This window comes from Mesorhizobium sp. P2_H9 (genome assembly GCF_056403215.1).
Window position 1 is genome coordinate 244,286 of record NZ_JBFUFX010000002.1, and the last position, 23,180, is coordinate 267,465.

Consider the following 23,180-nt stretch of genomic DNA (forward strand, 5'->3'; position numbering starts at 1 on the left):
TTTTCGCTGGGAGAGACCGAGAGCCATGGCCGCCGACAAGAACGCGTTCGTCTGGGAAGATCCTTTCCTGATCGAGAACCAGCTTTCGGAAGACGAGCGCATGGTGCGCGATGGCGCAGCTGCCTTTGCCGCCGACAAGTTGGCGCCGAAGATCGAGGAAGCCTATCTCGAGGAAAAGACCGATGCCGGCATCTTTCGCGAAATGGGCGAGGCAGGTCTGCTCGGCCTGACCATCCCCGAGGAATATGGCGGGCTTGGCGCCAACTATGTCACCTACGGGCTGGTGGCGCGGGAAGTCGAGCGCGTCGATTCCGGCTATCGCTCGATGATGTCAGTGCAGTCGTCGCTGGTGATGTATCCGATCCATGCCTATGGCTCGGAGGAGCAGCGCAAGAAATATCTGCCGAAACTCGCCAGCGGCGAGTGGATCGGCTGTTTTGGCCTGACCGAGCCGGATGCCGGCTCCGATCCCGGCGGCATGAAGACGCGGGCCGAGAAGACGGCCAACGGCTACAAGATTTCCGGCTCGAAGATGTGGATTTCCAACGCACCGATCGCCGATGTGTTCGTCGTCTGGGCGAAGTTGAAGGGCGAGAACGGCAAGGACGAGATCCGCGGTTTCGTGCTGGAGAAGGGCATGAAGGGCCTGTCGGCGCCGAAGATAGGCGGCAAGCTCAGCCTGCGCGCTTCGATCACCGGCGAAGTGGTGATGGAAGGCGTCGAGGTCGGCGACGATGCGCTGCTGCCCAACGCCAAGGGTCTCGCCGGTCCGTTCGGCTGTCTCAACCGCGCCCGCTACGGCATTTCCTGGGGGGCGATGGGTGCGGCGGAAGATTGCTGGCACCGGGCGCGCCAATATGGCCTCGACCGCAAGCAGTTCGGCAAGCCGTTGGCCGGCACGCAGCTTTACCAGAAGAAGCTCGCCGACATGCAGACCGAGATCGCGCTGGCGCTGCAGGCGTCCTTGCGGGTCGGGCGGCTGATGGACGAAGGCAAGATGGCGCCGGAGATGATCTCCATCGTCAAGCGCAACAATTGCGGCAAGGCGCTCGACATCGCCCGCCAGGCCCGCGACATGCATGGCGGCAACGGCATCCAGATCGGCTACCACGTCATGCGCCACGCGCAGAACTTGGAGACGGTCAACACCTATGAGGGCACGCATGACGTGCATGCGCTGATCCTCGGGCGGGCGCAGACCGGGTTGCAGGCGTTTTTCTAAGCCCTGCAAAAGCTGCCTGGACTCAGGACTTTTAGTCAGAAGATGCTGGCTGCCGCAATGGCGACGGCGCTCGTGAAGCGCTGTCGCAACGGTCGTGTCACTAAGCCTGCCGAGTACGCGCTCGATGCGGCACGACGATAGTCGTCGGCGTCGCAAACCGCGTGCGGCCCGGAGTTCAGGCCGCTTCTCGTCCTCCTGTTACAACGGATACCCCCTTAGCTGGCCACTCTTCGATGGCTTTCAGATGCGTGGCATAGACCGCGGCCGCGCCAGTTGCCTCGCTCATCGCGGCGACGGTGGCGAAACTTGCCATTTGACATGCAGGTATTTACCTGCATATTATAGTCTCAACAACGAGCGAGACCGATGGACGCTGACAAGGTTTTCAAGGCGCTGGGCGACCCGACACGCAGAAGGTTGCTTGACCTTCTCCATGAGAAGAATGGGCAGACGCTCGGCCAGCTTTGCGAAAACCTTGATATGGCCAGGCAATCGGCCACCCAGCACATCGACCTGCTGGAAGCGGCCAATCTGGTGAGCACGGTCAAGCGCGGCCGCGAAAAGCTGCACTTCATCAACCCGGTGCCGCTGCACGACATCTACGAGCGCTGGGTGCGGAAATTCGAACAGCAGCGGCTCAGCCTGCTGCACGATTTGAAAAAAGAACTCGAAGGAGACGACCAATGACCAAGGAAACGACCAGTTTTGTCTACGTGACCTATATTCGCTCAACGCCGCAAAAGGTGTTCGAAGCCATCACCAAACCAGACGTTGCAAGGCGTTATTGGGGCCATGAGAACGTCTCGGACTGGAAGCCCGGATCGAAATGGGAACATGTCCGCGCCAATGATGAGCGCACCGTCCAGATTGTCGGTGAGGTCGTCGAGGTCTCGCCGCCAACCCGTCTCGTCATCACCTGGGCGAGCCCGTCACAGGCCGCCGATCCGGCAGCCTACAGTCGTGTTACCTTCGGGATCGAGGAATATGACGATATGGTCCGGCTGACCGTCACCCATGACGAACTCGAAGCCGGCAGCGGCATGGCGAAAGGCATCAGCCAGGGTTGGCCGGTCGTGCTGTCCAGCCTGAAATCCCTGCTGGAAACCGGCAGCGGCATCGACGTTTTCGCCAAGCCGAAATCGGCCTGATCCCTTGCCAATCAGCAAATCCGCCAGCGGAGAATGACAATGAGCAAGCGATATAGCGGCGGATGTGCGTGTGGCGCGATCCGTTATGAAACCAGCAGCGAACCCATCTTCCAGAACCACTGCCAATGCCTCGATTGCCAGAAACGCAGCGGCACCGGGCATGGCTCCTACCTGACCTTCGGCCGGCGCGCCGATATGGCGATTACAGGCGAGGCGAAAACCTGGCGGATAAAAGGTGACAGCGGCTACGAAAAAATACACGCCTTCTGCCCGACCTGCGGAACGCCGGTCTACCTGGCATTCGTCGCCATGCCCGAGCTGATAGCGATCCACGCAACCAGCCTTGACGACCCGGGCCAGTTCCAGCCGCTAGTGCTCACCTACGGCATCCGCGGCCACGCCTGGGACACGATCGATCCCGCCCTGCAGGCATTCGAGCGCATGCCGACCGGATGAATCCGCTGGCAGCAATCCGAACCCGCCGACAATGTTGGCGGGTTCGCCCGGGCTCGGAGCGGTCGTGACGTGCTGCAGGATCAACGGTTCCCAAGCCTAAATTAGGTGCACCGCAACATCTCTGCTTGGAGAATGGGCGTCATTTGTGTCAGGGTTCGGCGAATTCGTTGAAACGCCGACTTTCGAGGCCCCATGGCAATTCTGGCAGCCATCTACCACCTGACCCACTACAAATATGACCGGCCGGTAGTCCTCGGCCCTCAGGTCATCAGGCTGCAGCCGGCGCCGCATTCCCGCACCAAGGTCTTGAGCCATTCGCTGAAGGTCGAGCCGGCAAACCATTTCGTCAATCTGCAGCAGGACCCCTATGGCAACTTCCTCGCCCGTTTCGTCTTTCCGGAGCCGGTGACGGAACTGAAGATCGAAGTTGACCTCGTCGCCGACATGACGGTCTACAATCCGTTCGATTTCTTCGTCGAGCCGTCGGCGGAGACATTTCCGTTCGAATACCCTGAAGACATCAGGGACGATCTCGCTATCTACCGCACGCCGGAGCCGGCGGGACCGCTGCTGTCGGCGTTCCTCAAAACCATCGACCGCAGCGCGACCAACACTGTCAATTTCGTCGTCGACCTCAATGCGCGGCTGCAGCGAGAGATCGCCTATATCGTGCGCATGGAAACCGGCGTGTTCTCGCCGGAGGAAACGCTGGCTGCGAAAAAAGGCTCGTGCCGTGATTCGAGCTGGCTGCTGGTGCAGATCCTGCGCAATCTCGGCATCGCCGCGCGTTTCGTCTCAGGCTATCTGATCCAACTCAAGCCCGATCTGGTGGCGCTCGATGGCCCGCCCGGAACCGCTGTGGATTTCACCGATCTGCATGCCTGGTGCGAGGTCTACCTGCCGGGCGCCGGCTGGATCGGCTTCGACCCGACCTCCGGCCTGCTCACCGGCGAGAGCCATGTGCCGCTGGCGGCGACGCCGCATTTCCGCAATGCCGCGCCCATCTCCGGCATGGCGAGTTTTGCCAATGTCGAGTTCGGCTTCGAGATGCGAGTCGACCGCATCTCCGAACATCCACGCATCACCAAGCCGTTTTCGGACGAAAGCTGGCAGGCGCTCGATGCGCTCGGCAACAAGGTCGACGCCGCGTTGGCGGCCGGCGACGTGCGGCTGACCATGGGCGGCGAACCGACCTTCGTGTCGATCGACGATTTCGAGTCGGCGGAGTGGAACACCGCCGCCGTCGGTCCGACCAAGCGCGAGAAGGCCGATGCGCTGATTAGAAAACTGCGCGAGCGTTTCGCGCCGGGCGGCTTTCTCCACTACGGGCAAGGCAAATGGTATCCGGGCGAAAGCCTGCCGCGCTGGACGTTCTCGCTCTACTGGCGCACCGACGGGCAGCCGGTGTGGAGCGATCCGTCGCTGATCGCGCGCGAAAAGAGCGAGGCCGATATCGGGCCGAAGCAGGCCGAAAGCCTGCTAACCGCGATCGCCGGTGAGCTCGGCATCGAAAAGACCATGGTCAGCGAGGCCTATGAGGATCCGGCGGAGTGGCTGCTCAAGGAAGGCAAGTTGCCCGACAATGTCGATCCGTCCAATTCCAAACTGGAAGATCCCGAAGAACGCAGCCGTATGGCAAAGGTGTTCGAACGCGGGCTGACCAAACCGTCGGGCTATGTGCTGCCGGTGCAGCGCTGGAACAGCCAGGCATCGGGCCCGCGCTGGCGTTCGGAAAAGTGGAAGACGCGGCGCGGCCGATTGTTCCTGGTGCCGGGCGATTCGCCGGTCGGCTACCGCCTGCCACTCGGCACGCTGCCCTATGTGCCGCCGGCGCAGTTCCCCTACATCGTGCCCGTGGACCCGTCGCTGCCGCGCGGACCGCTGCCCGCGCGCGAAGCGATTTTGCCTACCGCCGCCCCGACCGAACTGGAAGGCGCCGACGAAATGGCGCGCCGCCAGCAGGCGGTGTCCTTCACCGCTGCGACCGGCCAGCAGGACCGTGTCGAGCAGGAGATCACCGAGATCGGCGGCGCGGTGCGCACGGCACTCTCGGTCGAACCGCGCGACGGGCGGCTCTGTGTGTTCATGCCGCCGGTCGAGGCGCTGGAGGACTATCTCGAACTGGTCGCGGCGGCGGAAAACGCGGCCAAGGCGATCGGCCTTCCCGTGCACATCGAAGGCTACGGCCCGCCGCACGATCCGCGCCTCAACGTCATCCGCGTCGCGCCGGACCCCGGCGTCATCGAGGTCAACATCCACCCGGCTTCCAACTGGCAGGATTGTGTGGCGACGACCACCGCCATCTACGAGGAAGCGCGGCAGACACGGCTTGGCGCCGACAAGTTCATGATCGATGGCCGCCACACAGGCACCGGCGGCGGCAACCATGTCGTCGTCGGCGGCGCCACGCCCAATGACAGCCCGTTCCTACGCAGGCCAGACCTGCTGAAAAGCCTGGTGCTGCAATGGCAGCGGCATCCGTCGTTATCCTATCTGTTCTCCGGCCTGTTCATCGGCCCGACCAGCCAGGCGCCGCGCTTTGACGAGGCGCGTCATGACTCGCTCTACGAGCTCGAGATCGCCATGGCGCAGGTGCCGCATCCGGACAAGGGCGCGGCACCCTTGCCGTGGCTGGTCGACCGACTGTTCCGCAATCTCTTGACCGACGTCACCGGCAATACGCATCGCTCGGAAATCTGTATCGACAAACTGTTCTCGCCCGACGGTCCGACCGGCCGTCTCGGACTGGTCGAGTTCCGCGGCTTCGAAATGCCGCCCAATGCGCGCATGTCGTTGGCGCAGCAATTGCTGGTGCGCGCCATTATCGCCCGCGCGTGGAAAAACCCGCTCGACGGCCGTTTCGTGCGCTGGGGCACGTCGCTGCATGACCGCTTCATGCTGCCGCATCATGTCTGGGCCGATTTCCTCGACGTGCTCGACGATCTCAAGCTGAACGGTTTTGAATTCCGACCCGAATGGTTCGACGCGCAGCTTGAATTCCGTTTCCCGTTCTGCGGCGAGGTCCAGTATGCCGGCATCAAGCTGGAACTGCGCCAGGCGCTGGAACCGTGGCATGTCATGGGCGAGCAAGGCGCGATCGGCGGCACCGTTCGTTTCGTCGATTCCTCGGTCGAGCGGCTGCAGGTCAAGACCGAAGGCCTCAACCCGGAGCGTCATGCCATCGTCTGCAATGGCCGCATCGTGCCGATGAAGGTGACCGACAACCGCGAAGTCGCGGTGGCGGGCGTCCGCTTCAAGGCCTGGCAGCCGGCATCCGGCCTGCATCCGGCGCTGCCGGTCAACACGCCTTTGGTCTTCGACATCTATGATCGCTGGTCGGGCAGGGCGGTCGGCGGTTGCGTCTACCATGTCGCGCATCCCGGCGGGCGCAGCTACGACACTTTCCCGGTCAACGGCAACGAAGCGGAAGCAAGAAGGCTCGCCCGCTTCGAGCCGCGCGGCCATACGCCGTCCGGTTATGTGCTGCGCAACGAAGAAGCTGCTGAAGACTTTCCGATGACCCTTGACCTGCGCCGCCCTGCCAGACTCTGATCAGCGATGGCAAAGGGGAATCACAAGAGGGTCCGCGGCAAGCCGCAAACCCACAGTCTGCTGGAGCACTACCAGCCAATTGACGGCGTCGTCGACGAGATGGTCGACGCCTCGGGCAATCCCCGCCCGGCCTGGAAGAATTTTATCGAGGCGCTGGAAGAACTCGGCCCTGAAAAGCTCGCCCAGCGCTTTGCCCGCGCCGACCAGTATCTGCGCGATGCCGGTGTCTACTACCGCGTCTACGACAAGGCCGGCGCCAACGAGCGTGAATGGCCGCTGGCGCATGTTCCCCTGCTGATCGAGGATAAGGAATGGGCTGACATCAGCGCCGGCCTCGTCCAGCGGGCCGAGCTGTTCGAGGAAACCATTGCCGACATTTACGGGCCGAATCGGCTGATCGAGAAAGGCATCCTGCCGGCGGGACTGATTGCGGCGAGCCCGGAATATTTGCGGCCGGTGGTTGGCACCAGGCCGGCAGGCGGCCATTTCCTGCATTTCTGCGCCTTCGAACTCGGCCGCGGGCCTGACGGACAGTGGTGGGTGCTTGGCGACCGCACGCAGGCGCCGTCCGGCGCCGGCTTTGCGCTGGAAAATCGCGTCGCCACCACGCGTGCGCTGTCCGATATCTATGGCGAGATGCATGTGCATCGTCTTGCCGGCTTCTTCCGTCGCTTCCGCGACGCGCTCATCGGCATGGCCAAGGAAACCGACGGCCGCGTCGCCATCCTGACGCCGGGACCGCTCAACGAAACCTATTACGAGCATGCCTATATCGCCCGCTATCTCGGCATCATGCTGCTTGAAGGTGAGGATCTGACCGTCTCCGGCGGCCGCCTGATGGTGCGCACCGTTTCCGGCCTGAAGCCGGTCAGCGTGCTATGGCGGCGGCTCGACGCCGCTTTCGCCGATCCACTTGAACTGCGCTCGGATTCGCAGATCGGCACGCCGGGCCTGGTCGAGGCGATCCGCCGAGGCGCTGTTTCAACGGTCAATGCGCTGGGCTCAGGTCTGATGGAAACGCGGGCGCTGCTCGCCTTCCTGCCGAAGATTTCGCGTGAGTTGCGCGGCGAGGAACTGCTGCTGCCAAGCGTCGCCACATGGTGGTGCGGGCAAGCAACCGAACGAGCCCATGTGCTTGCCAATATCGATCGCATGGTGATCGGCCCGGCGCTGTCGACGCGGCTGGCCTTCGAGGATGACGATTCGACGAAGCTCGGTTCGGCCCTGTCTGCAGGGGAGCGGGCGGAGTTGGTGGCGCGTATTGAACAGGCCGGCGGCGACTTCGTCGGCCAGGAAGCGGTGACGCTGTCGACGACGCCGGTCTATGTCGGCGGCTGGCTGGAGCCGCGCCCGGCAAGCCTGCGCGTCTATCTGGCGCGAACCCCGGATGGCTGGACGGTGATGCCAGGCGGTTTTGCCCGTGTCGGCTTTTCGCTCGACCCGACGGCCATCGCCATGCAGCGCGGCGGCCAGGCGGCGGATGTCTGGGTGGTCAGCGACAAACCGGTGGAGCGCGAGACGCTGCTGCCGCAGGAGCATGACAGTTTTACCCGCAGCATGCCGGGCAGCCTGCCCAGCCGCGCGGCGGAAAACCTGACCTGGCTTGGCCGCTATATCGAGCGCTCGGAAGACACGGTGCGCATCCTGCGCGCCTATCACGTGCGGCTGGCCGAGACGTCTGATCCCGACATGCCGCTGCTGGCCGATATCAGGGATTATCTCGAGCCCTTCGGCATCGACGTCGACTCGGCAATCCCATCCGGATTGATCGGCACGCTGGACAGCGCCGTCTACAGCGCCGGGCAAATCCGCGACCGGTTTTCGCCCGATGGCTGGCTGGCGCTGAAGGATCTGTCGAAGACCGTGCATCAGTTCGCGACGACAGTGGCGCCTGGCGATGACGCGACCCGGGCGATGACGGTCCTGCTGCGCAAGCTCGCCGGATTTTCCGGCCTGCTGCACGAGAACATGTACCGTTTCACCGGCTGGCGTTTCCTGGAGATCGGCCGGCGGCTGGAACGCGGCATCCAGATCGCCCGCACGCTGGCGAGGCTGACCAATCCCAAGGCGCCGGACGGCGCGCTCGACATGATGCTGGAGATCGGCGACAGCGTCATGACCCACCGGCGGCAGTATCCGGTGCAGGCGGGCCGACGCACGGTGATCGACCTTTTGGTGCTCGATCCGCTCAATCCGCGCTCCATTCTGTTCCAGCTCGAAAGGCTGAAGGCCGAAATCGGGCTGCTGCCTTCTATTGGCGGCGAGGGGCATATGTCGCTCGCCGCCAAGGAGATACTGCAGCTGAACACCGCGATCGCCATCAAAGAACCTTCGGACATGACGGCGAAGGCCCTGGACGATCTCGCCAGTGAGATCGGCGGCCTCTACAACAGCCTCGCCAAAGCCTATTTTGGGTAAAAGCGGGCATGCTCTACGACATCAGGCTCCATCTGCGCTACGACTATGACGCTGCGGCCGGCGGCGGCCGCCATCAGGTGCGCGTGCTGCCGCCGACGATACCGGGCGTGCAGCGGGTGATCGCCGCTTCGCTGTCGTTTGCGCCGGCGCCGAGCGAACGTTCGGACTTTTCCGATTTCTTTGGCAACAACGTCACCGCGATCGCCTTTCGCGACGCCCATGACGCGCTTGACATAAGGATGAGCGCGCGCGTGGCCGTGTCGCGGCCGGAGCCCGGGCTCGACGTGTCGCCCGACATTACCCGGCTGCGGGCCGAACTTGCCGCGGTGCGGTCGCTGTCGCCTGACACACCGCACCATTTCCTGGCGGCCAGCGATCATGCCGGCATCGACGCGGCGATCACCGCCTATGCGCAAGGCAGCGTCGGCGGCTCGATCATCAGTACGGCCGTGGATCTGTGCAACCGCATTCGCCGCGATTTCACCTATGACGGCAAGGCGACGACCGTCCGCACCAAAGCCAGCGACGCTTTCAAACTCAAACGCGGCGTCTGCCAGGATTTTTCGCACATCATGATCGCCGGCCTGCGCGGCCTCGGCATTCCGGCCGGCTATGTCAGTGGCTTCCTGCGCACCATCCCGCCGAAGGGCAAGCCTCGGCTCGAAGGCGCCGACGCCATGCATGCCTGGGTCAAGGTGTGGTGCGGACGTGATGCCGGCTGGCAGGAGTTCGACCCCACCAACGGCATGCGGGCAAGCAACGACCACATCACCGTCGGCTATGGCCGCGACTACTCGGATGTGGCGCCGATCGTCGGTGTTCTGAAAACCACCGGCGGACAGGTCGGCGACCAGGCAGTGGATGTCATCCCCGTGGTGCTCGAGAAGGCCTGACTTCTGCGAGGGGCCAGGCCAGGCCAGGCAGGCAAAGACTGCTTCTCAAACGCCGATGCGGCGGCTATCCTGGGCGTATTTGAGGGGAACCTCCTGCACACGAGAAATGCGCCGCCGTGGAGCTATCTTTGAAAGCAGTCAGCGTTGTCATTCCGGCCCACAATGCGGCGGCAACCATCGCCGCTACGCTGGCCTCACTTCGCTCCGAGGCTGACCTTATCGGCGAGGTGCTGGTGGTCGACGATTCGTCGTCGGACGGCACGGCGCGCATAGCGCAAGACGCCGCTTCGTCTATGACATTGCCGTTGCGAATGCTTCCTGCAAATTGCCGTGATGCCGGCAGCGCCCGCAATCTGGCGCTGGCGCAGGCGCGATGTCCCTGGATATACATGATCGACGCCGACGACCTGCATCTGGAAGGCGGGCTGCGGTCCCTGCTTTTGCGCGCTAATTCCCAGCCGCCGGCCGATATGGTGGTCGGAGCCTATCGCCGACGAACCGATGGCGAGGACAGGCATGTCAAGGTTCCGAGTGGTTATACGCCCAACGGCGCCGCCAATGCTTCGGCCTATCTGAAAGGTTACATACGCTCCATTGCCGTGGGTAGCGTGCTGGTGTCCCGCAGCGTGATCGGAGACAGCAGGTTCCCGACCGGACTTGCCTATGACGAGGACACTTTATTCTGGGCACGGCTGATGAGCAGGGCCTCGCTTGCCGTCAGTTCACGACCCGTGATGATTTACGTCGTGTCGGCGGAGCGCTCCGACGACCGTTTCACGATCAAGCCGGCGCAACGTTTCCTCGACTGGCATCTTGAACTGCGCAAACTGACGGACTGCGGCATTCCGAAGTCGACGCTGAAGGTCAGGGAAGGCCTGGTCGCGCTCAAGATCGCCCGCGTCCACTATGCGCGCGGCGATCTGAACACAGCGGCGCGGTTCCTGACTGTCGCCATAGCGGCGCCGAAAGGTGCCTCGGATGCCTGGCGCTGCATGCGCTACCAGTTCAAGCTTGCGGTGCGCCGTCGTTTTTTCCCTCCGCATGCCCAGTTGCAACGTGCCTGACACGGACCCGCCGAAGCTTGCGGTCATTGTCATTGGCTACCGCGCGCCGGCTCAAATCGTCGAGGCGGTGATATCCTTGCTTGATCAGAATGCGCCCCTCGAGATCATTGTGGTCAACTCGGGTGGAGGGGAGGCGCTGGCGCTGCTGACCGGCGCCGGGGTCAAGGTGCCAGTGATCGAGGTCAGTGGAAGGCTGTTTGTTGGTGCGGCCCGCAATCTCGGCATCACCGCGACGCGGGCGCCATTCGTTGCCTTTCTTGCCGATGATTGCCTCGCCTGTCCGGGCTGGGCCGAGGCACGGATGCAGCGGCATCTGGCCGGCGATCGCGCTGTGGCGAGCGCAATGGTGAACAGCCATCCGCGCAATCTGATTGCCTGTGCAGCTCACCTGATCATGTTCATGCGACGGCTTCCCGGTCTGCCGGCGGATCGTGCGCTGCGCTACGGCGTATCGTTCGATCGCCGGCTGTTCGATGAATATGGCTTGTTCGATGAAACCATGCCTGCTGCCGAAGACACCGAATTCCTGGGGCGGCTGCCGCAGCAACTGCAGCCGGTTTGGGAGCCGGAGGTGAAAACGGTTCATCGCAACGAAACCCGGCTGTCCAGATTGCTTGCCGATCAGTACAGGCGCGGCTATCGCCGCGGCGATTACCTTGCTGCGTCCACCCCGAACACTTCGTTTCGGTGTTTTCGCGACACTTTTCGCGACCGGCGCAATGCCCGCAAGCTGGCGAAGATCGGGCTTTCCGGACGGGATCTAACCTTCGCGATGATGTCGCTGCCAATTGTTTGGCTTGCCCTGCTGGTCAAGTCCGTGGGCGTCTGTGCCGGCGCGCGAAATCGCGTGAAAGCGGCGACAAGAAAATGATGACGAGCCAGATCAAACCTCGACGCTGGCGACGGAGCCGACTGTTCTGGACGCGGCAGAGAACGATCGCAGTTTTCAGCTATCGCTATGACGCGCATCTGGTTGCCGATCTGCTCGCCAATATCGATCCGGTCGTCGACGGCTGGATTGCCTATGATGATCGTGGGGCGACCGGCGTGTTCAGCTGTGAGCCGCAGCGGCGGCAGATATTGCTCGAAGCAGCGAAGAACGCCGCCGCCGACTGGATACTGGCTATTGATCCCGATGAGCGGCTGGAACGCGGTGCCGCGGAGCGGATTGGACAATTAACGGGCGACTACCGGCGCATGGCCTGGGGGTTCCGCCTCCGCGAATTGTATTCGCCGACCGAGTACCGGGTTGACGGCCTCTGGGCCGAAAAATTCCAGTATCGTCTGTTCAGGGCCTACGATCCGGCGAAATACCGACCAGAGGACCTGCATGGGCTCTGGTATCCTCCCGATCTCGGTTTCAAGGCCCGCAAAAGCGGGCTCAACCTCTATCATCTGAAGATGATAGAGCCGAAGCGGCGGATCGCCCGCCGCAATCTCTATGACCAACTCGATCCGAAGCACCTCCTGCAGGAGGTGGGCTATGACTACCTTGCCGACGAGGCAGGGGCCGTGTTCGAACAGATTCCGCCCGGGCGCGACTATCGCCCGCTGCACGTTGATGATGGCAGCCTCTGGATGGCCGACGTCTCGGCAGGCGCCAAATTCGGCGGACCAGACGACATTCCATAGGAGCTCGGTGGAACCTGCTGCCGGTCACGCAGCTTATCTACGGGCAAAATTCCGTGGAGAGGAAATGCTGGACAAATCCGCGTCGCCATCCGGCTCATCGGCCGCCGAGGAGCTTGCCCCAAAGAATGGTGCGCTGACGAATGGCGCACAGGCCTCTGCCGAGCGAGCCTCGCTTACTTATGTCAGCGATACCGAGCCCGGCATTCGCCGGCTGAAGACAGGCAAGGGATTCTCCTACAAGGGGCCAAACGGGCGGGCAGTCTCCAATGGCACGCGTGCGCGCATCAAGGCGCTCGCCATTCCGCCGGCCTGGACGGATGTCTGGATTTCGCCCGATGCCGACGGTCACATCCAGGCTACAGGCAGGGATCAGCGCGGGCGCAAGCAGTATCGCTACCACCCGCAATGGGCCGAAGAGCGCGACGGCGCCAAATATTCTAACCTGATTGCCTTTGCCGAGGCACTGCCGGCCCTGCGCAACCAGATCGATGCCGATCTGCGCCGTCACGGCCTGCCGCTGGAGCGCGTGGTGGCGGCGATCGTCTGGCTGCTCGACAACGCCATGATCCGCGTCGGCAATGCCGCCTATGCCCGCGACAACAAGAGCTTTGGACTGACCACGCTGCGCGACCGACATGTCGATATCCAGGGATCTAGCCTGCGTTTCGCCTTCAAGGGCAAATCCGGCAAGGAGTGGCGACTGAAGCTCACCGATCGCCGCATCGCCAAGATCGTGCGTGGGGCGCAGGAACTGCCCGGCCAGAAACTGTTCCAGTATCTCGACGAGGACGGCAACAGGCGGCCGGTCCACTCCGACGATGTCAACCGCTACATCCGCGACGCAGCCGGCGCCGATTTCAGCTCCAAGCATTTCCGCACCTGGGGCGGCACCATCCATGCCGCGTCGCTGTTTGCGCAGACCGAGTACCCAGAGAGCCAGGCGCAATCGAAAAGGGTGATCAACGGCGTCATCGACAAGGTTGCCGAACGGCTGGGCAACACGCGCGCCGTCTGCCGCAAATGCTATATCCACCCGCAAGTCTTCGATGCCTGGTCTGGAAAAAGGCTGCTCGGTGAAATGGCGGAGGCCAACAGGCGCAAGCGATCGATAGACGGTCTCGACGACGAGGAAGCCCTCGTTTTGAGATGGCTCAAAGCGGGGGCTGGTTGACGCCAAGTCAGGCGCAATTTTTTTATCGACGCCATGTCGGGATCGGTCCTACTGTTTCGTCCTTTGATAGAGAAAAGGACGTCCCATGCTCTACGCTATCCTCTGCTACGCCTCCGAAGATGTCGTCTGCTCCTGGAGCAAGGCGCAGGACGACGAGGTCATGGCCAATCTGCTCGACGTCCAGGAAAGATACGCCAAAGCCGGCCGTCTTGGCCCGGTGGCGCGCCTGCTGCCGACAACGGCGGCGACAACGCTGCGAAGGGTCAAGGGCGAGTCGGTGGTCATCGACGGCCCGTTCGCCGAGACCAAGGAACAGTTCCTCGGCTTCTACACGCTCGAATGCGCCGATCTCGACGAGGCGGTCGAGTTCGCGCGTGAGCTTTCCGAGGTCAACCCAAGCGGCGGCTCCTACGAGATCCGGCCTGTTTCCCTCTTCAACCCCGCAAGAGTTCCCGTATGACCGAGCTCGCCTGGATCAGCACGGCGATCAGCACCGCCCGCCCGCAGGCGATGGGCGCGCTGCTGCGCTACTTCCGCGATCTCGATGCGGCGGAGGAAGCGTTCCAGGACGCGTGCCTGAGAGCGCTGAACAACTGGCCGAAAAACGGCCCGCCGCGCGATCCGGCGGCTTGGCTGATCTTCGTCGGCCGCAACAGCGGCATCGACGCGGTGCGCAAGCGCGCCAAACAGGCGCCGCTGCCGGAAGAGGACCAGATCTCCGACCTCGAGGATGCCGAGAGCGATATCGCCGAGCGGCTGGACGGCGCGCACTACCGCGACGACATCTTGCGGCTGTTGTTCATCTGCTGTCATCCAGACCTGCCGCCGACGCAGCAGATTGCGGTGGCGCTGCGCATCGTTTCCGGCCTGGCCGTCAAGCAGATCGCGCGCGCCTTCCTTGTCGGTGAAAGCGCCATGGAGCAGCGCATCACCCGCGCCAAGGCGCGTATTGCCGACGCCGGCGTGCCGTTCGAGACGCCGGGCGCGGTCGAGCGATCGGAGCGGCTCGCAGCTGTCGCGGCCATGGTCTATCTGATCTTCAACGAAGGCTATTCGACCAACAGCGGCGAGGCGCCGGCGCGCGCGCCGCTCTGCGAAGAGGCGATCCGGCTGGCACGGCTGCTGCTCCGTCTGTTCCAGACTGAACCGGAGATCATGGGGCTGGCGGCGCTGTTGCTGCTGCAGCATGCGCGGGCGCCGGCGCGTTTCGACGAGAACGGCGAGATTGTGCTGCTCGAGGACCAGGACCGCAGCCTGTGGAGCCGCAAGATGATCGACGAAGGCCTGGCGCTGGTCGACAAGGCCTTGCGCCACCAGAAACCCGGTCCCTACCAGGTGCAGGCGGCGGTTGCGGCGCTGCATGCGCGGGCGGAACGGGCCGAGGATACCGACTGGGTTGAAATCGACCTGCTCTACAGCCTGCTCGAACAGATGCAGCCATCGCCGGTCATCACCCTCAATCGCGCGGTCGCCGTTGCCAAGGTGCGCGGCCCGGAAGCGGCGCTTGCCATGATCGAGCCGCTGGAATCCAGGCTTTCCGGCTATTTCCACTTCTTCGGCCTCAAGGGCGGCCTGCTGATGCAGCTTGGCCGTGGCGAAGAGGCGCGCGTCGCCTTCGACCGTGCCATCGCGCTGGCCAACACCGCTGCCGAAGCGGCCCATATCCGCATGCATATCGACCGCTTGATGAAGGATGGTGCCGCAAAAGGTGTCACCAAAGCGGCTCTCTGATCCTTTTCATTCGTCTGGTTCAATGGTCTGAGCCCGGCTTGGACCATGCCGGGGTGGCGATTTTTCCCTGAAACAGGTAATGGCACGCCATGACAGCGCCTCCTGTGCCAGTTGGCACCGAGAAGGCATGACGCAAGGCTTGAGCCGCCAGCCAGTAAGCAGCGGACTCTGAAAGGGACAAAAATGACGATAGCGAAGGAAACGGCTGAGCTGCTGGTGAAACTGGGTGTCGCCAAGGGCGCGCTTGCGGGTGGCGATCTCATCGTGCGCAGCCCGGTGACGGGCGAGCAGATTGCGGCGCTGAAGACGATCTCACCGGCCGATGCGGCAAAGACCATCGAAGCCGCCCACAAGGCTTTCCAGACCTGGCGGATGGTGCCAGGCCCGAGACGCGGCGAACTGGTGCGGCTGCTCGGCGAGGAACTGCGCACACACAAGGCCGAACTCGGCCGGCTGGTGTCGATCGAGGTCGGCAAAATCCCGTCCGAGGGCCTCGGCGAAGTGCAGGAGATGATCGACATTTGCGATTTCGCGGTAGGCCTTTCCCGGCAGCTGTACGGCCTGACCATCGCCACCGAGCGTCCCGGCCATCGCATGATGGAAACCTGGCACCCGCTCGGCGTCGTCGGCGTTATCTCGGCCTTCAACTTCCCGGTGGCGGTGTGGTCGTGGAACACGGCGCTGGCGCTGGTTTGCGGCGACGCCGTGGTGTGGAAACCGTCGGAAAAGACGCCGCTGACGGCCCTTGCCTGCGAGGCGATCTTCAAGCGCGCGGCGGAGCGTTTCGGCGATGCCCCGGAAGGGCTGGCACCGGTGCTGATCGGCGACCGCGCCGTCGGCGAGATCCTGGTCGACCATCCGAAGGTGGCGCTGGTTTCGGCCACCGGCTCGACCCGCATGGGCCGCGACGTCGGCCCGCGCTTGGCCAAGCGCTTTGCCCGGGCCGTGCTGGAGCTCGGCGGCAACAATGCCGGCATTGTCTGCCCTTCGGCCGATCTCGACATGGCGTTGCGCGCCATCGCCTTCGGCGCCATGGGCACGGCGGGACAGCGCTGCACGACGCTGCGGCGCCTGTTCGTGCATGACAGCGTCTATGATGCTTTGCTGCCGCGCTTGAAGAAGGCCTATGAGAGCGTTTCTGTCGGCAATCCGCTGGAGACGTCGTCGCTGGTCGGTCCGCTGATCGACAAGGCAGCCTATGACGCCATGCAGAAAGCGCTCAAGGAAGCCACCGCTCACGGCGGTAAGCTGACCGGCGGCTCGCGGGTTGAGAACGGTCATCCCGATGCCTATTACGTGCATCCGGCGTTGGTCGAAATGCCGAAGCAGGTGGCTCCTGTCACCGAAGAGACGTTTGCGCCGATCCTCTATGTGATGAAGTATTCCGACTTCGACGCCGTGCTCGACGAGCACAATGCGGTCGGCGCCGGCCTGTCGTCCTCGATCTTCACCCGCGACCTGCAGGAATCCGAACGCTTCCTCGGTGTCGACGGCTCGGACTGCGGCATCGCCAACGTCAATATCGGCACGTCGGGCGCCGAGATCGGTGGCGCGTTTGGCGGCGAAAAGGAAACCGGCGGCGGCCGCGAGAGCGGCTCCGACGCCTGGAAGGCCTATATGCGCCGCGCCACCAACACGGTGAACTATTCCAAGGCGCTGCCGTTGGCGCAGGGCGTGTCCTTCGACATCGACTGAGGAATTCGTTGGAAATAGCATTCGGGCAGCGCCGTGAGGCGTTGCCCGTTTTCGTTTCTATGGCACGGCGTCAAAGGCCTTGCCGGTCGTGGGATCGAAGAGGCGCAAGGTCTCTTCGTCGAAGGCGAACGTGCATGTTTCGCCCTTGGCCACGCGAGCGCGTGGCGGCAGGCATGCCGTCAGCCTTTGCGTGCCGATCCGGGCGGTGGTGACCAGCTCGGGGCCGGTCAGCTCGACGACGTCGATTTCGACCGGCAATGACAATTCCGCTGCCGCGCCGGTGGCAAGGCGAAGCGCCTCGGGCCTGATGCCGACAACCACCTGTGCGCCATCCTTGACCGCGTTTCTGAAACGGGCGGGCAAGGGCAATCGCACAGCCGAGCCGGCAATGGCCAGCGTTCCGTTCTCGACCACGGCCTGCAGCATGTTCATCGACGGCGCGCCGACGAAACCGGCGACATAGAGCGTCGCCGGATAATTGTAGATGTCCTCGGGCGTGCCGAGCTGTTCGATCCTGCCGTCGCGCATGACGGCGATCCGCGTCGCCAGCGTCATCGCCTCGATCTGGTCATGGGTGACATAGACGACGGTGGTCTGCAGGAGCTGGTGCAGGCGCTTGAGCTCGGTGCGCATTTCGAGGCGCAGCTTGGCATCGAGGTTGGAGAGCGGCTCGTCGAACAGAAAGACCTGCGGCTTGCGCACCAGTGCCCGGCCGATGGCGACGCGCTGGCGCTGGCCACCGGACAGCTGGCTCGGCTTGCGGTCGAGCAGGGCTTCGATCTGCAGCAGTTTTGCCGCTTCGCGCACCGTCTTGTCGCGCTCGGCGGCTGGGACCTTGCGCATCTCCAGGCCGAAGCCGATGTTGCGGTGAACGGTCAGGTTCGGATAGAGCGCGTAGGACTGGAAGACCATGGCGATGTCGCGGTTCTTGGGATGGACGCCAAGCACCGAGCGGCCGCCAATCAGCACATCGCCGCTGGTCGCCTCGGCCAGCCCGGCGATGATGTTGAGCAGCGTCGACTTTCCGCAGCCCGACGAACCGAGCAGCACCAGGAATTCGCCGCTCTCCAGCGCGATGTCGATGCCTTTCAGCGTTTCGACGGCGCCGTAGCTTTTGCGGATATTGCGGATTTCAAGCGCGCTCATGGACGGCGTCCTCGAATTGCATGGGCCCGCCATAGTTGCGGGGCAGAGTGGATATCGCACGGGACGCCACATGCGTGGCGGCCGACAGGCAGGAACTCAGCGGCTGGTCCTGCGCCAGTGCGGCGAGGAAGGCAGCGTTGAAGACATCGCCGGCGCCGATCGTGTCGACGACTTTCACGTTTGGCGCCGGCGCCTCGACCAGGGCACCGTCGGGGCCGATGGCGAGCGCGCCGTCCGGTCCGCGCTTGACGACGACGGTTGCGCCTTTCTTCATGCTGGACCTCATCTCGCGTGCGGCGTCGACGGGGCTTTCAAGCCCCGCCAGGGTGAGCGTCTCGACCTCATTGAAAAGTGCGAGATCGCAGCGAGATAGCCATGCGCGCGCGGCGGCGCAGTTGGCCGCCGTCCAGCCAGCCATCGGCCAACCCGTGTCGAGCGCGACGGCAATGCCGTGCTCGTCCGCCCAGTCGAAAAACGCCTTGTAGTCACCGGTCAGATCATCAGTGAGGAAGGAGCCGCACAACAGCGCGTACCCGCCGGAGAGCTGCTTGCCGTCGAGAACGGCGAGGACGTCGGCAAGGCTGAAGCGCGGCAAGTGGCCGCGCGTGGTGAAGAAGGTGCGCTCGCCATCGGGGTGGGTCATGCCGACCGACAGCGTCGTGCCTTCGGGGCGCACCGGCCATTTCTGCGCCCGGCTGCCGAAGGCCTCGCGCAACCAACGGCCGAACTGGTCGTAACCGACATTGGCGGCAATCTCGAAATCGACACCGAGCGCCATCCAGGCGAGGCCGCTGTTTCCGGCCTGGCCGCCGACGCGCAATTCGTCGTGGTCGACGACCGTTTCCGTGCCCGCCGCCGGCCATGGCGCGACGGGGCCGACAATCAGGTCGACATTGACGTTGCCGATCACTGCAAGCGGTCGCATCACTCGCTCCGGGTGATCTTGGTGGAGCGAACCGGCGTGCCGGCATCGTCGACGCGAGCGTCGGCAAAGGCGATCATCAGCCGCTGCGCCACCGGCAGCATGGCAAAGATCGCCGCCAGGCCGGAGGCTGGCTTGAACGACAGCGTGACGGCGCCGGCGACAGGCGCTTGCCCTGAGGAATCGAAGATGATGAGGCGCGCGCCGGATTCCACGACGGAAACGGCCATGGCGGTGACCAGCTCCGATGTCGGGTCGCTGCCGCGAAACAGGATGACGCCGGAGTGCGGGCCGAGCATCTCCATCGGTCCATGACGGAGTTGGCCGCCTTCAAGGGAGAAGCAGGGCAATCGCGACAGTTCGGTGAGGCCGAGCGCCAGGGCTTCGGCGAGACCTTGCAGCCGGCGGCCCGAGGTGACGATGGTCGTGACAGTATCCAGTGCTGCAAGCGCCTGTGTGATGTCGTTGTCCTGTGGCTGATCCAGTAGGCCCAGCGCGGCGCTTGGGTCGTCGCCAAGCGCCGCCAGGATCGCGAGATGCAGAGCAAAGCTGACAGTCAGGCTGCGGGTCGCGGCGAAGGCCAGCTCGGTGCCGCCGGCGCCAACCAGGCAGGGCACCGTTCTGGCGAGGAATGAGGCGCTCTCCAGCGTCAGGCCGAACGCGTCGGAGGCAGCGCCGGCTTCCGCGAACCAGCGCACGACCTCGGCGCTTTCGCCGGACTGGGAGGTGACGAGCACGGTCCTGCCGGCGATCGGCAGCGGCTGGCCAAGCTGCTCGGACAGTGGCAACGCGATGGCCTCGACGCCATGGGCGCGATAGAGCGGTTCGACGGCGCGTCCCACGGCATGCGAGCCGCCCATGCCGAGCAGAAGCAGGCGGCCGGTCCGTCGTATCGAGGTGGCGATTTTGGTCGCCATTACCGCGTTGTCCTGGAAAGACGCGATCGCATCCGTATGCTGGCGCGCCATTTCGCGGTCGATCGCAGCGAGCCCGGAAGGCCGCGGTTTTTGTACAGTCATCGTCATCCTTTGACACCACCGCTGGTCAGGCCGGAAATCAGGGCACGTTGCATGACGAGCCCGATCAGCACTGGCGGCAAGGCGGCCAGCACGCCGGCTGTAGCAATCAACCCGTAGTCGGAGACACGGCCGCCGGCGAGGTCGGCGATGGCGACGGTCAGCGTCTTGGCGCGCTGATCGGAGGTGAAAAGCAGCGCGTAGAAGAACTCGTCCCAGGCAAGCAGCACGGCAAACAGTGCCGAGGTCGCCATGACAGGGGCTGCCAGCGGCAGCGTGATGATGCGCAGCGTCTGGAACAGGCCGGCGCCATCGATCATCGCCGCCGCTTCGATTTCGCGCGGGATCGAGTCGAATCCCGCCTTCATCAGCCAGGTGGTGAACGGCGCCAGGATGGTCAGATAGACCAGCGCCAGGCCGAAGACGTTGTTGAGCAGGCCAAGATGCGAAAGACCCATATAGAGCGGCACGGCGAGTGCCACCGGCGGCAGCATATAGGTGGCGATGACCATCGACAGCGACCAGCCGATCGACGGCGTGCGCGAGACGGCCCAGCCGGCGGGAATGGCGAGCAGCAGGGCGGCAATGGTCGCCATGCCGGCGATCTCAAGGCTGTTGCGCAGCGACGCGGTGAAGGCGGCGCCGGCGCTGTTCTCGCCCGTCGACAGCAATTGCCGGTAGCGCGAGAAGTCGGCGCTTTGCGGCCACCAGCGCAGCGGCTTGGCGGCCAGGTCGGCGGCCGGCGATATGCTCATGATGAACAGCCAGGCGATAGGAGCGAGGATCACCACGGCAAGCAGCAGCGCGCATGCGTAGATGAAGACGGTGAAGGCAGGGCTCTTGCGTTCCATCAGTTGGCACTCCCGGCGGTCTTCCTCACAAGTGCTGCATAGGCGACGGCGAGCACGGTGACGAGCAAGGTGACGATCAGCGCCAGCGAGGCGCCGGAGCCGGCGCGCTGGAAGGAAAAGGCCTCCTGGTAGACGAGGATCGACAGCGTGCGCGTGCTGTTGGCAGGGCCGCCGCGGGTCATCACCCAGATGATGTCGAAGACCTTGAAGGCCTCGATGGTGCGCAGCACCAGCGCCACCATCAGCGGTCCGGCGAGATAGGGCAGGATGACGAAGCGGAAGCGGGCGAAAGGTCCGGCGCCGTCGACGAGCGAGGCAGCGGTGATGTCGCGCGGCACCGCTTGCAGGGCGGCCAGCGCAATCAGCGCCACCAGTGGAAAATTCTTCCAGCAGTCGGCGACGATCAATGCCGCCAACGCCGTCCCTGGCTCACCGAGCCAGGAGCGGTAGGCGTCGATGAGATGCAGCTGCGTCAGCGCCGCGTTCAGCGCGCCATATTCCGGATTGTAGATCAGCCGCCACAGCGTGGCGTTGACCACGGTCGGCAATGCCCAGGGCAGAATCATCAGCGCCCGCAAAAAGGCACGACCGCGAAACTCCTGGTTCAGCAGCAGTGCGGCCAGGACGCCGATCACCATTTCGATGGCGACGGAGGCGACAGCAAACCAGGTCGTGGTGACCAGCGTGCGCGAGAAATTCGAGCTGGACAGCATCTTGGTGTAGTTGTCGATGCCGACGAACGAGCCCTCCGTGCCGACCAGCTTAGCGTCGGTGAAGGACAGGCCGACAGTGTCGACGAGCGGCCAGCCGATGACGGCGACCATGACCACGAGCAACGGCAGCATCAGCAGCCACGCACGGGTTGTCATCCAGGTGCTCGACATCGGAGCAGCCTCTCTTCATTCATCGCGATTTGAGAGATAGCACGGGCGGCCTTTCGCCGCCCGTGCTCAACGAACAGCTGGGCTCAAAGACCGCTGTTTTCAGCAGCCGTCTTCAGCGCGTCTTCCGGCGAAGCCGAACCGAGCAGCGATTCCTGGATCGCCTGCTGCAAAGCGGTCGACATCTCCTGGTATTTCGGCGTGGTCGGGCGCGGATACATGGCGGCAAGCCCGACCTTGGCGGTGGCGATCAGTTCTTCCTGGCCCTTGGTGACCGCCGGATCGTCATAGGACGAGGCCCAGATCGGCAGCGAGAGCTTGGCGTATTGGTTCTGCGTTGCCTGCGAAGTCATGAACTCGATGTACTTCCAGGCTTCGTCCGGGTGCTTGGAGACCGCGGTGACGCCAAGGCCCATCGAACCGTTGACGGCCGAAACCTCGCTCTTGCCCGCAATGCCGGGCGCCGGCACGACGCCGACCTTGCCAGCGACCTTGCTGTCCTTGGGGTCGTTGGCCATGTTGTACATATAGGTCCAGTTGAGCGCGAAGGCGGCATCGCCGTTCTCGAACACCTTGCGGACGTCCTCTTCGAGGAATTCCTTGGAATTGGGATTGGTGAGGCCGGACTTGTAGCTGGCGACCATGTATTTCAGCGCGTCGAGCCCGCCGCCGTTTTGGAAGTCCGGCTTGCCGTCCTTGAGGAAGTCGCCGCCATAGGCGCTGACCAGCATGGCGTAGTCACAGATCACGGCTTCGGCCTGCGACCAGCTCCAGGCGATGGGGGTCTTGAGCAGGCCCTTGTCCTGGATGATCTTGGCCTGTTCGTTCAGTTCTTCCCAGGTCTTGGGCGGCGCCTTGATGCCGGCCTTTTCCAGGATCTCCTTGTTGTAGAACAGGTACTTGGTGTCGAGGATCCAGGGCATGCCGTAATATTTGCCGTCATACTGGACGGTGGTCCAGGCGCCGGGCAGCACGCCTTTCTTCATGTCGTCGGTGATCTTCGACGACTCGTCGACCAGCACCTTGTTGGTGGCATATTCAGCCGGCCAGATGACGTCGAACAGCACGACGTCATAGCCGCCACCCGATCCTTGCGCCAGCACGGTCTTGTCGTGCAGGCCCTCATAGGGGACGAATTCGAGATTGACCTTGATGTCCGGATTGGCCTTGGTGAAGGCGTCCGTCATGGCGCGGACATCGGCTTCGCTGTAGGCGGCCTGCGCCATGAACAGCGCATTCAGCGAGGTTTCTGCGAAAGCGTGAGGAACCAGCAATCCTCCTGCGAAGACTGCGCCCAAAAGTGCCATACCAATCGATTTCAACATTTTCATCTCCCATTTTCCAGCGTTGGCGAGTTGGTGGCGCCGGCGTTGCACCGCCTT

At 63.7% G+C, this 23,180-nt stretch carries 20 protein-coding genes; 14 read left to right on the forward strand and 6 right to left on the reverse strand.

Annotated features, from left to right (window positions below; translation table 11 throughout):
- The first annotated feature begins 25 nt into the window (after positions 1-25).
- From AC1DXN_RS04225 to amaB, 14 genes are all read left to right on the forward strand, one after another.
- Complete coding sequence (locus tag AC1DXN_RS04225; protein ID WP_477273005.1) at positions 26-1,222, forward strand: acyl-CoA dehydrogenase; 1,197 nt, start codon at positions 26-28, stop codon at positions 1,220-1,222.
- Between the two features lie 366 nt (positions 1,223-1,588).
- Complete coding sequence (locus AC1DXN_RS04230; protein WP_477245756.1) at positions 1,589-1,909, forward strand: ArsR/SmtB family transcription factor; 321 nt, start codon at positions 1,589-1,591, stop codon at positions 1,907-1,909.
- Positions 1,906-2,370, forward strand: coding sequence for an SRPBCC family protein (locus AC1DXN_RS04235; protein ID WP_477273003.1), 465 nt, complete (start codon positions 1,906-1,908; stop codon positions 2,368-2,370). The genes AC1DXN_RS04230 and AC1DXN_RS04235 overlap by 4 nt, the downstream gene beginning before the upstream one ends.
- A 39-nt stretch (positions 2,371-2,409) precedes the next feature.
- Positions 2,410-2,826: a GFA family protein gene (locus tag AC1DXN_RS04240; protein WP_477273401.1), complete on the forward strand. Its 417-nt coding sequence runs from the start codon at positions 2,410-2,412 to the stop codon at positions 2,824-2,826.
- Positions 2,827-3,018: 192 nt separating this feature from the next.
- A complete protein-coding gene (locus tag AC1DXN_RS04245; protein WP_477273001.1) occupies positions 3,019-6,378 on the forward strand; it encodes a transglutaminase family protein in 3,360 nt (1,119 codons plus the stop codon).
- Positions 6,379-6,384: 6 nt separating this feature from the next.
- A complete protein-coding gene (locus tag AC1DXN_RS04250) occupies positions 6,385-8,796 on the forward strand; it encodes a circularly permuted type 2 ATP-grasp protein (protein ID WP_477272999.1) in 2,412 nt (803 codons plus the stop codon).
- Positions 8,797-8,804: 8 nt separating this feature from the next.
- Positions 8,805-9,689, forward strand: coding sequence for a transglutaminase family protein (locus AC1DXN_RS04255; protein WP_477272997.1), 885 nt, complete (start codon positions 8,805-8,807; stop codon positions 9,687-9,689).
- Positions 9,690-9,817: 128 nt separating this feature from the next.
- Positions 9,818-10,753 (forward strand): glycosyltransferase family 2 protein, encoded by a 936-nt coding sequence (locus AC1DXN_RS04260; protein WP_477272995.1) that lies wholly within the window; start codon positions 9,818-9,820, stop codon positions 10,751-10,753.
- On the forward strand, positions 10,746-11,624 hold the full coding sequence (locus AC1DXN_RS04265) for a glycosyltransferase family 2 protein (RefSeq protein ID WP_477272993.1): 879 nt from the start codon (positions 10,746-10,748) through the stop codon (positions 11,622-11,624). The genes AC1DXN_RS04260 and AC1DXN_RS04265 overlap by 8 nt, the downstream gene beginning before the upstream one ends.
- On the forward strand, positions 11,621-12,385 hold the full coding sequence (locus AC1DXN_RS04270; RefSeq protein ID WP_477272991.1) for a glycosyltransferase family protein: 765 nt from the start codon (positions 11,621-11,623) through the stop codon (positions 12,383-12,385). The genes AC1DXN_RS04265 and AC1DXN_RS04270 overlap by 4 nt, the downstream gene beginning before the upstream one ends.
- 64 nt (positions 12,386-12,449) lie before the next feature.
- Positions 12,450-13,556, forward strand: coding sequence for a DNA topoisomerase IB (locus AC1DXN_RS04275; protein ID WP_477272989.1), 1,107 nt, complete (start codon positions 12,450-12,452; stop codon positions 13,554-13,556).
- A gap of 85 nt (positions 13,557-13,641) precedes the next feature.
- Positions 13,642-14,016 (forward strand): YciI family protein, encoded by a 375-nt coding sequence (locus AC1DXN_RS04280; protein ID WP_477245736.1) that lies wholly within the window; start codon positions 13,642-13,644, stop codon positions 14,014-14,016.
- Positions 14,013-15,287, forward strand: coding sequence for an RNA polymerase sigma factor (locus AC1DXN_RS04285; protein ID WP_477272987.1), 1,275 nt, complete (start codon positions 14,013-14,015; stop codon positions 15,285-15,287). The genes AC1DXN_RS04280 and AC1DXN_RS04285 overlap by 4 nt, the downstream gene beginning before the upstream one ends.
- A 183-nt stretch (positions 15,288-15,470) precedes the next feature.
- Positions 15,471-16,982, forward strand: coding sequence for an L-piperidine-6-carboxylate dehydrogenase (amaB, locus tag AC1DXN_RS04290; protein WP_477272985.1), 1,512 nt, complete (start codon positions 15,471-15,473; stop codon positions 16,980-16,982).
- A gap of 57 nt (positions 16,983-17,039) precedes the next feature.
- On the opposite strand, the gene AC1DXN_RS04295 is transcribed toward amaB, so the two are convergent.
- The 6 genes from AC1DXN_RS04295 to AC1DXN_RS04320 all read right to left on the reverse strand — a co-directional run bounded on the left by AC1DXN_RS04295 (position 17,040) and on the right by AC1DXN_RS04320 (position 23,123).
- A complete protein-coding gene (locus tag AC1DXN_RS04295) occupies positions 17,040-18,128 on the reverse strand; it encodes an ABC transporter ATP-binding protein (RefSeq protein WP_477272983.1) in 1,089 nt (362 codons plus the stop codon).
- Positions 18,115-19,053 carry a PfkB family carbohydrate kinase gene (locus AC1DXN_RS04300; RefSeq protein ID WP_477272981.1) on the reverse strand — a complete coding sequence of 313 codons (939 nt, stop codon included), beginning with the start codon at positions 19,051-19,053 and terminating at the stop codon, positions 18,115-18,117. Before AC1DXN_RS04300 ends, AC1DXN_RS04295 begins: the two co-directional genes overlap by 14 nt.
- A complete protein-coding gene (locus AC1DXN_RS04305) occupies positions 19,053-20,069 on the reverse strand; it encodes an SIS domain-containing protein (protein ID WP_477272979.1) in 1,017 nt (338 codons plus the stop codon). The genes AC1DXN_RS04300 and AC1DXN_RS04305 overlap by 1 nt, the downstream gene beginning before the upstream one ends.
- A gap of 2 nt (positions 20,070-20,071) precedes the next feature.
- The gene (locus AC1DXN_RS04310; RefSeq protein ID WP_477245725.1) at positions 20,072-20,917 is read right to left on the reverse strand and encodes a carbohydrate ABC transporter permease; all 846 of its coding nucleotides are present in this window, start codon (positions 20,915-20,917) and stop codon (positions 20,072-20,074) included.
- Entirely contained in the window at positions 20,917-21,801 is an 885-nt protein-coding gene (locus tag AC1DXN_RS04315) for a carbohydrate ABC transporter permease (protein ID WP_477245723.1), read from the reverse strand. Before AC1DXN_RS04315 ends, AC1DXN_RS04310 begins: the two co-directional genes overlap by 1 nt.
- Positions 21,802-21,884: 83 nt before the next feature.
- Positions 21,885-23,123 carry an extracellular solute-binding protein gene (locus tag AC1DXN_RS04320; RefSeq protein ID WP_477272978.1) on the reverse strand — a complete coding sequence of 413 codons (1,239 nt, stop codon included), beginning with the start codon at positions 23,121-23,123 and terminating at the stop codon, positions 21,885-21,887.
- Positions 23,124-23,180: the final 57 nt, after the last annotated feature.

What these genes read in the sequence shown, in the direction of transcription:
- AC1DXN_RS04225 (WP_477273005.1), top strand. Translation starts at nt 26, where the DNA reads ATGGCCGCCGACAAGAACGCGTTCGTCTGGGAAGATCCTTTCCTGATC.
- AC1DXN_RS04230 (WP_477245756.1), top strand. Translation starts at nt 1,589, where the DNA reads ATGGACGCTGACAAGGTTTTCAAGGCGCTGGGCGACCCGACACGCAGA.
- AC1DXN_RS04235 (WP_477273003.1), top strand. Translation starts at nt 1,906, where the DNA reads ATGACCAAGGAAACGACCAGTTTTGTCTACGTGACCTATATTCGCTCA.
- AC1DXN_RS04240 (WP_477273401.1), top strand. Translation starts at nt 2,410, where the DNA reads ATGAGCAAGCGATATAGCGGCGGATGTGCGTGTGGCGCGATCCGTTAT.
- AC1DXN_RS04245 (WP_477273001.1), top strand. Translation starts at nt 3,019, where the DNA reads ATGGCAATTCTGGCAGCCATCTACCACCTGACCCACTACAAATATGAC.
- AC1DXN_RS04250 (WP_477272999.1), top strand. Translation starts at nt 6,385, where the DNA reads ATGGCAAAGGGGAATCACAAGAGGGTCCGCGGCAAGCCGCAAACCCAC.
- AC1DXN_RS04255 (WP_477272997.1), top strand. Translation starts at nt 8,805, where the DNA reads ATGCTCTACGACATCAGGCTCCATCTGCGCTACGACTATGACGCTGCG.
- AC1DXN_RS04270 (WP_477272991.1), top strand. Translation starts at nt 11,621, where the DNA reads ATGATGACGAGCCAGATCAAACCTCGACGCTGGCGACGGAGCCGACTG.
- AC1DXN_RS04275 (WP_477272989.1), top strand. Translation starts at nt 12,450, where the DNA reads ATGCTGGACAAATCCGCGTCGCCATCCGGCTCATCGGCCGCCGAGGAG.
- AC1DXN_RS04280 (WP_477245736.1), top strand. Translation starts at nt 13,642, where the DNA reads ATGCTCTACGCTATCCTCTGCTACGCCTCCGAAGATGTCGTCTGCTCC.
- AC1DXN_RS04285 (WP_477272987.1), top strand. Translation starts at nt 14,013, where the DNA reads ATGACCGAGCTCGCCTGGATCAGCACGGCGATCAGCACCGCCCGCCCG.
- amaB (WP_477272985.1), top strand. Translation starts at nt 15,471, where the DNA reads ATGACGATAGCGAAGGAAACGGCTGAGCTGCTGGTGAAACTGGGTGTC.
- AC1DXN_RS04295 (WP_477272983.1), bottom strand. Translation starts at nt 18,128, where the DNA reads ATGAGCGCGCTTGAAATCCGCAATATCCGCAAAAGCTACGGCGCCGTC.
- AC1DXN_RS04300 (WP_477272981.1), bottom strand. Translation starts at nt 19,053, where the DNA reads ATGCGACCGCTTGCAGTGATCGGCAACGTCAATGTCGACCTGATTGTC.
- AC1DXN_RS04305 (WP_477272979.1), bottom strand. Translation starts at nt 20,069, where the DNA reads ATGACTGTACAAAAACCGCGGCCTTCCGGGCTCGCTGCGATCGACCGC.
- AC1DXN_RS04310 (WP_477245725.1), bottom strand. Translation starts at nt 20,917, where the DNA reads ATGGAACGCAAGAGCCCTGCCTTCACCGTCTTCATCTACGCATGCGCG.
- AC1DXN_RS04315 (WP_477245723.1), bottom strand. Translation starts at nt 21,801, where the DNA reads ATGTCGAGCACCTGGATGACAACCCGTGCGTGGCTGCTGATGCTGCCG.
- AC1DXN_RS04320 (WP_477272978.1), bottom strand. Translation starts at nt 23,123, where the DNA reads ATGTTGAAATCGATTGGTATGGCACTTTTGGGCGCAGTCTTCGCAGGA.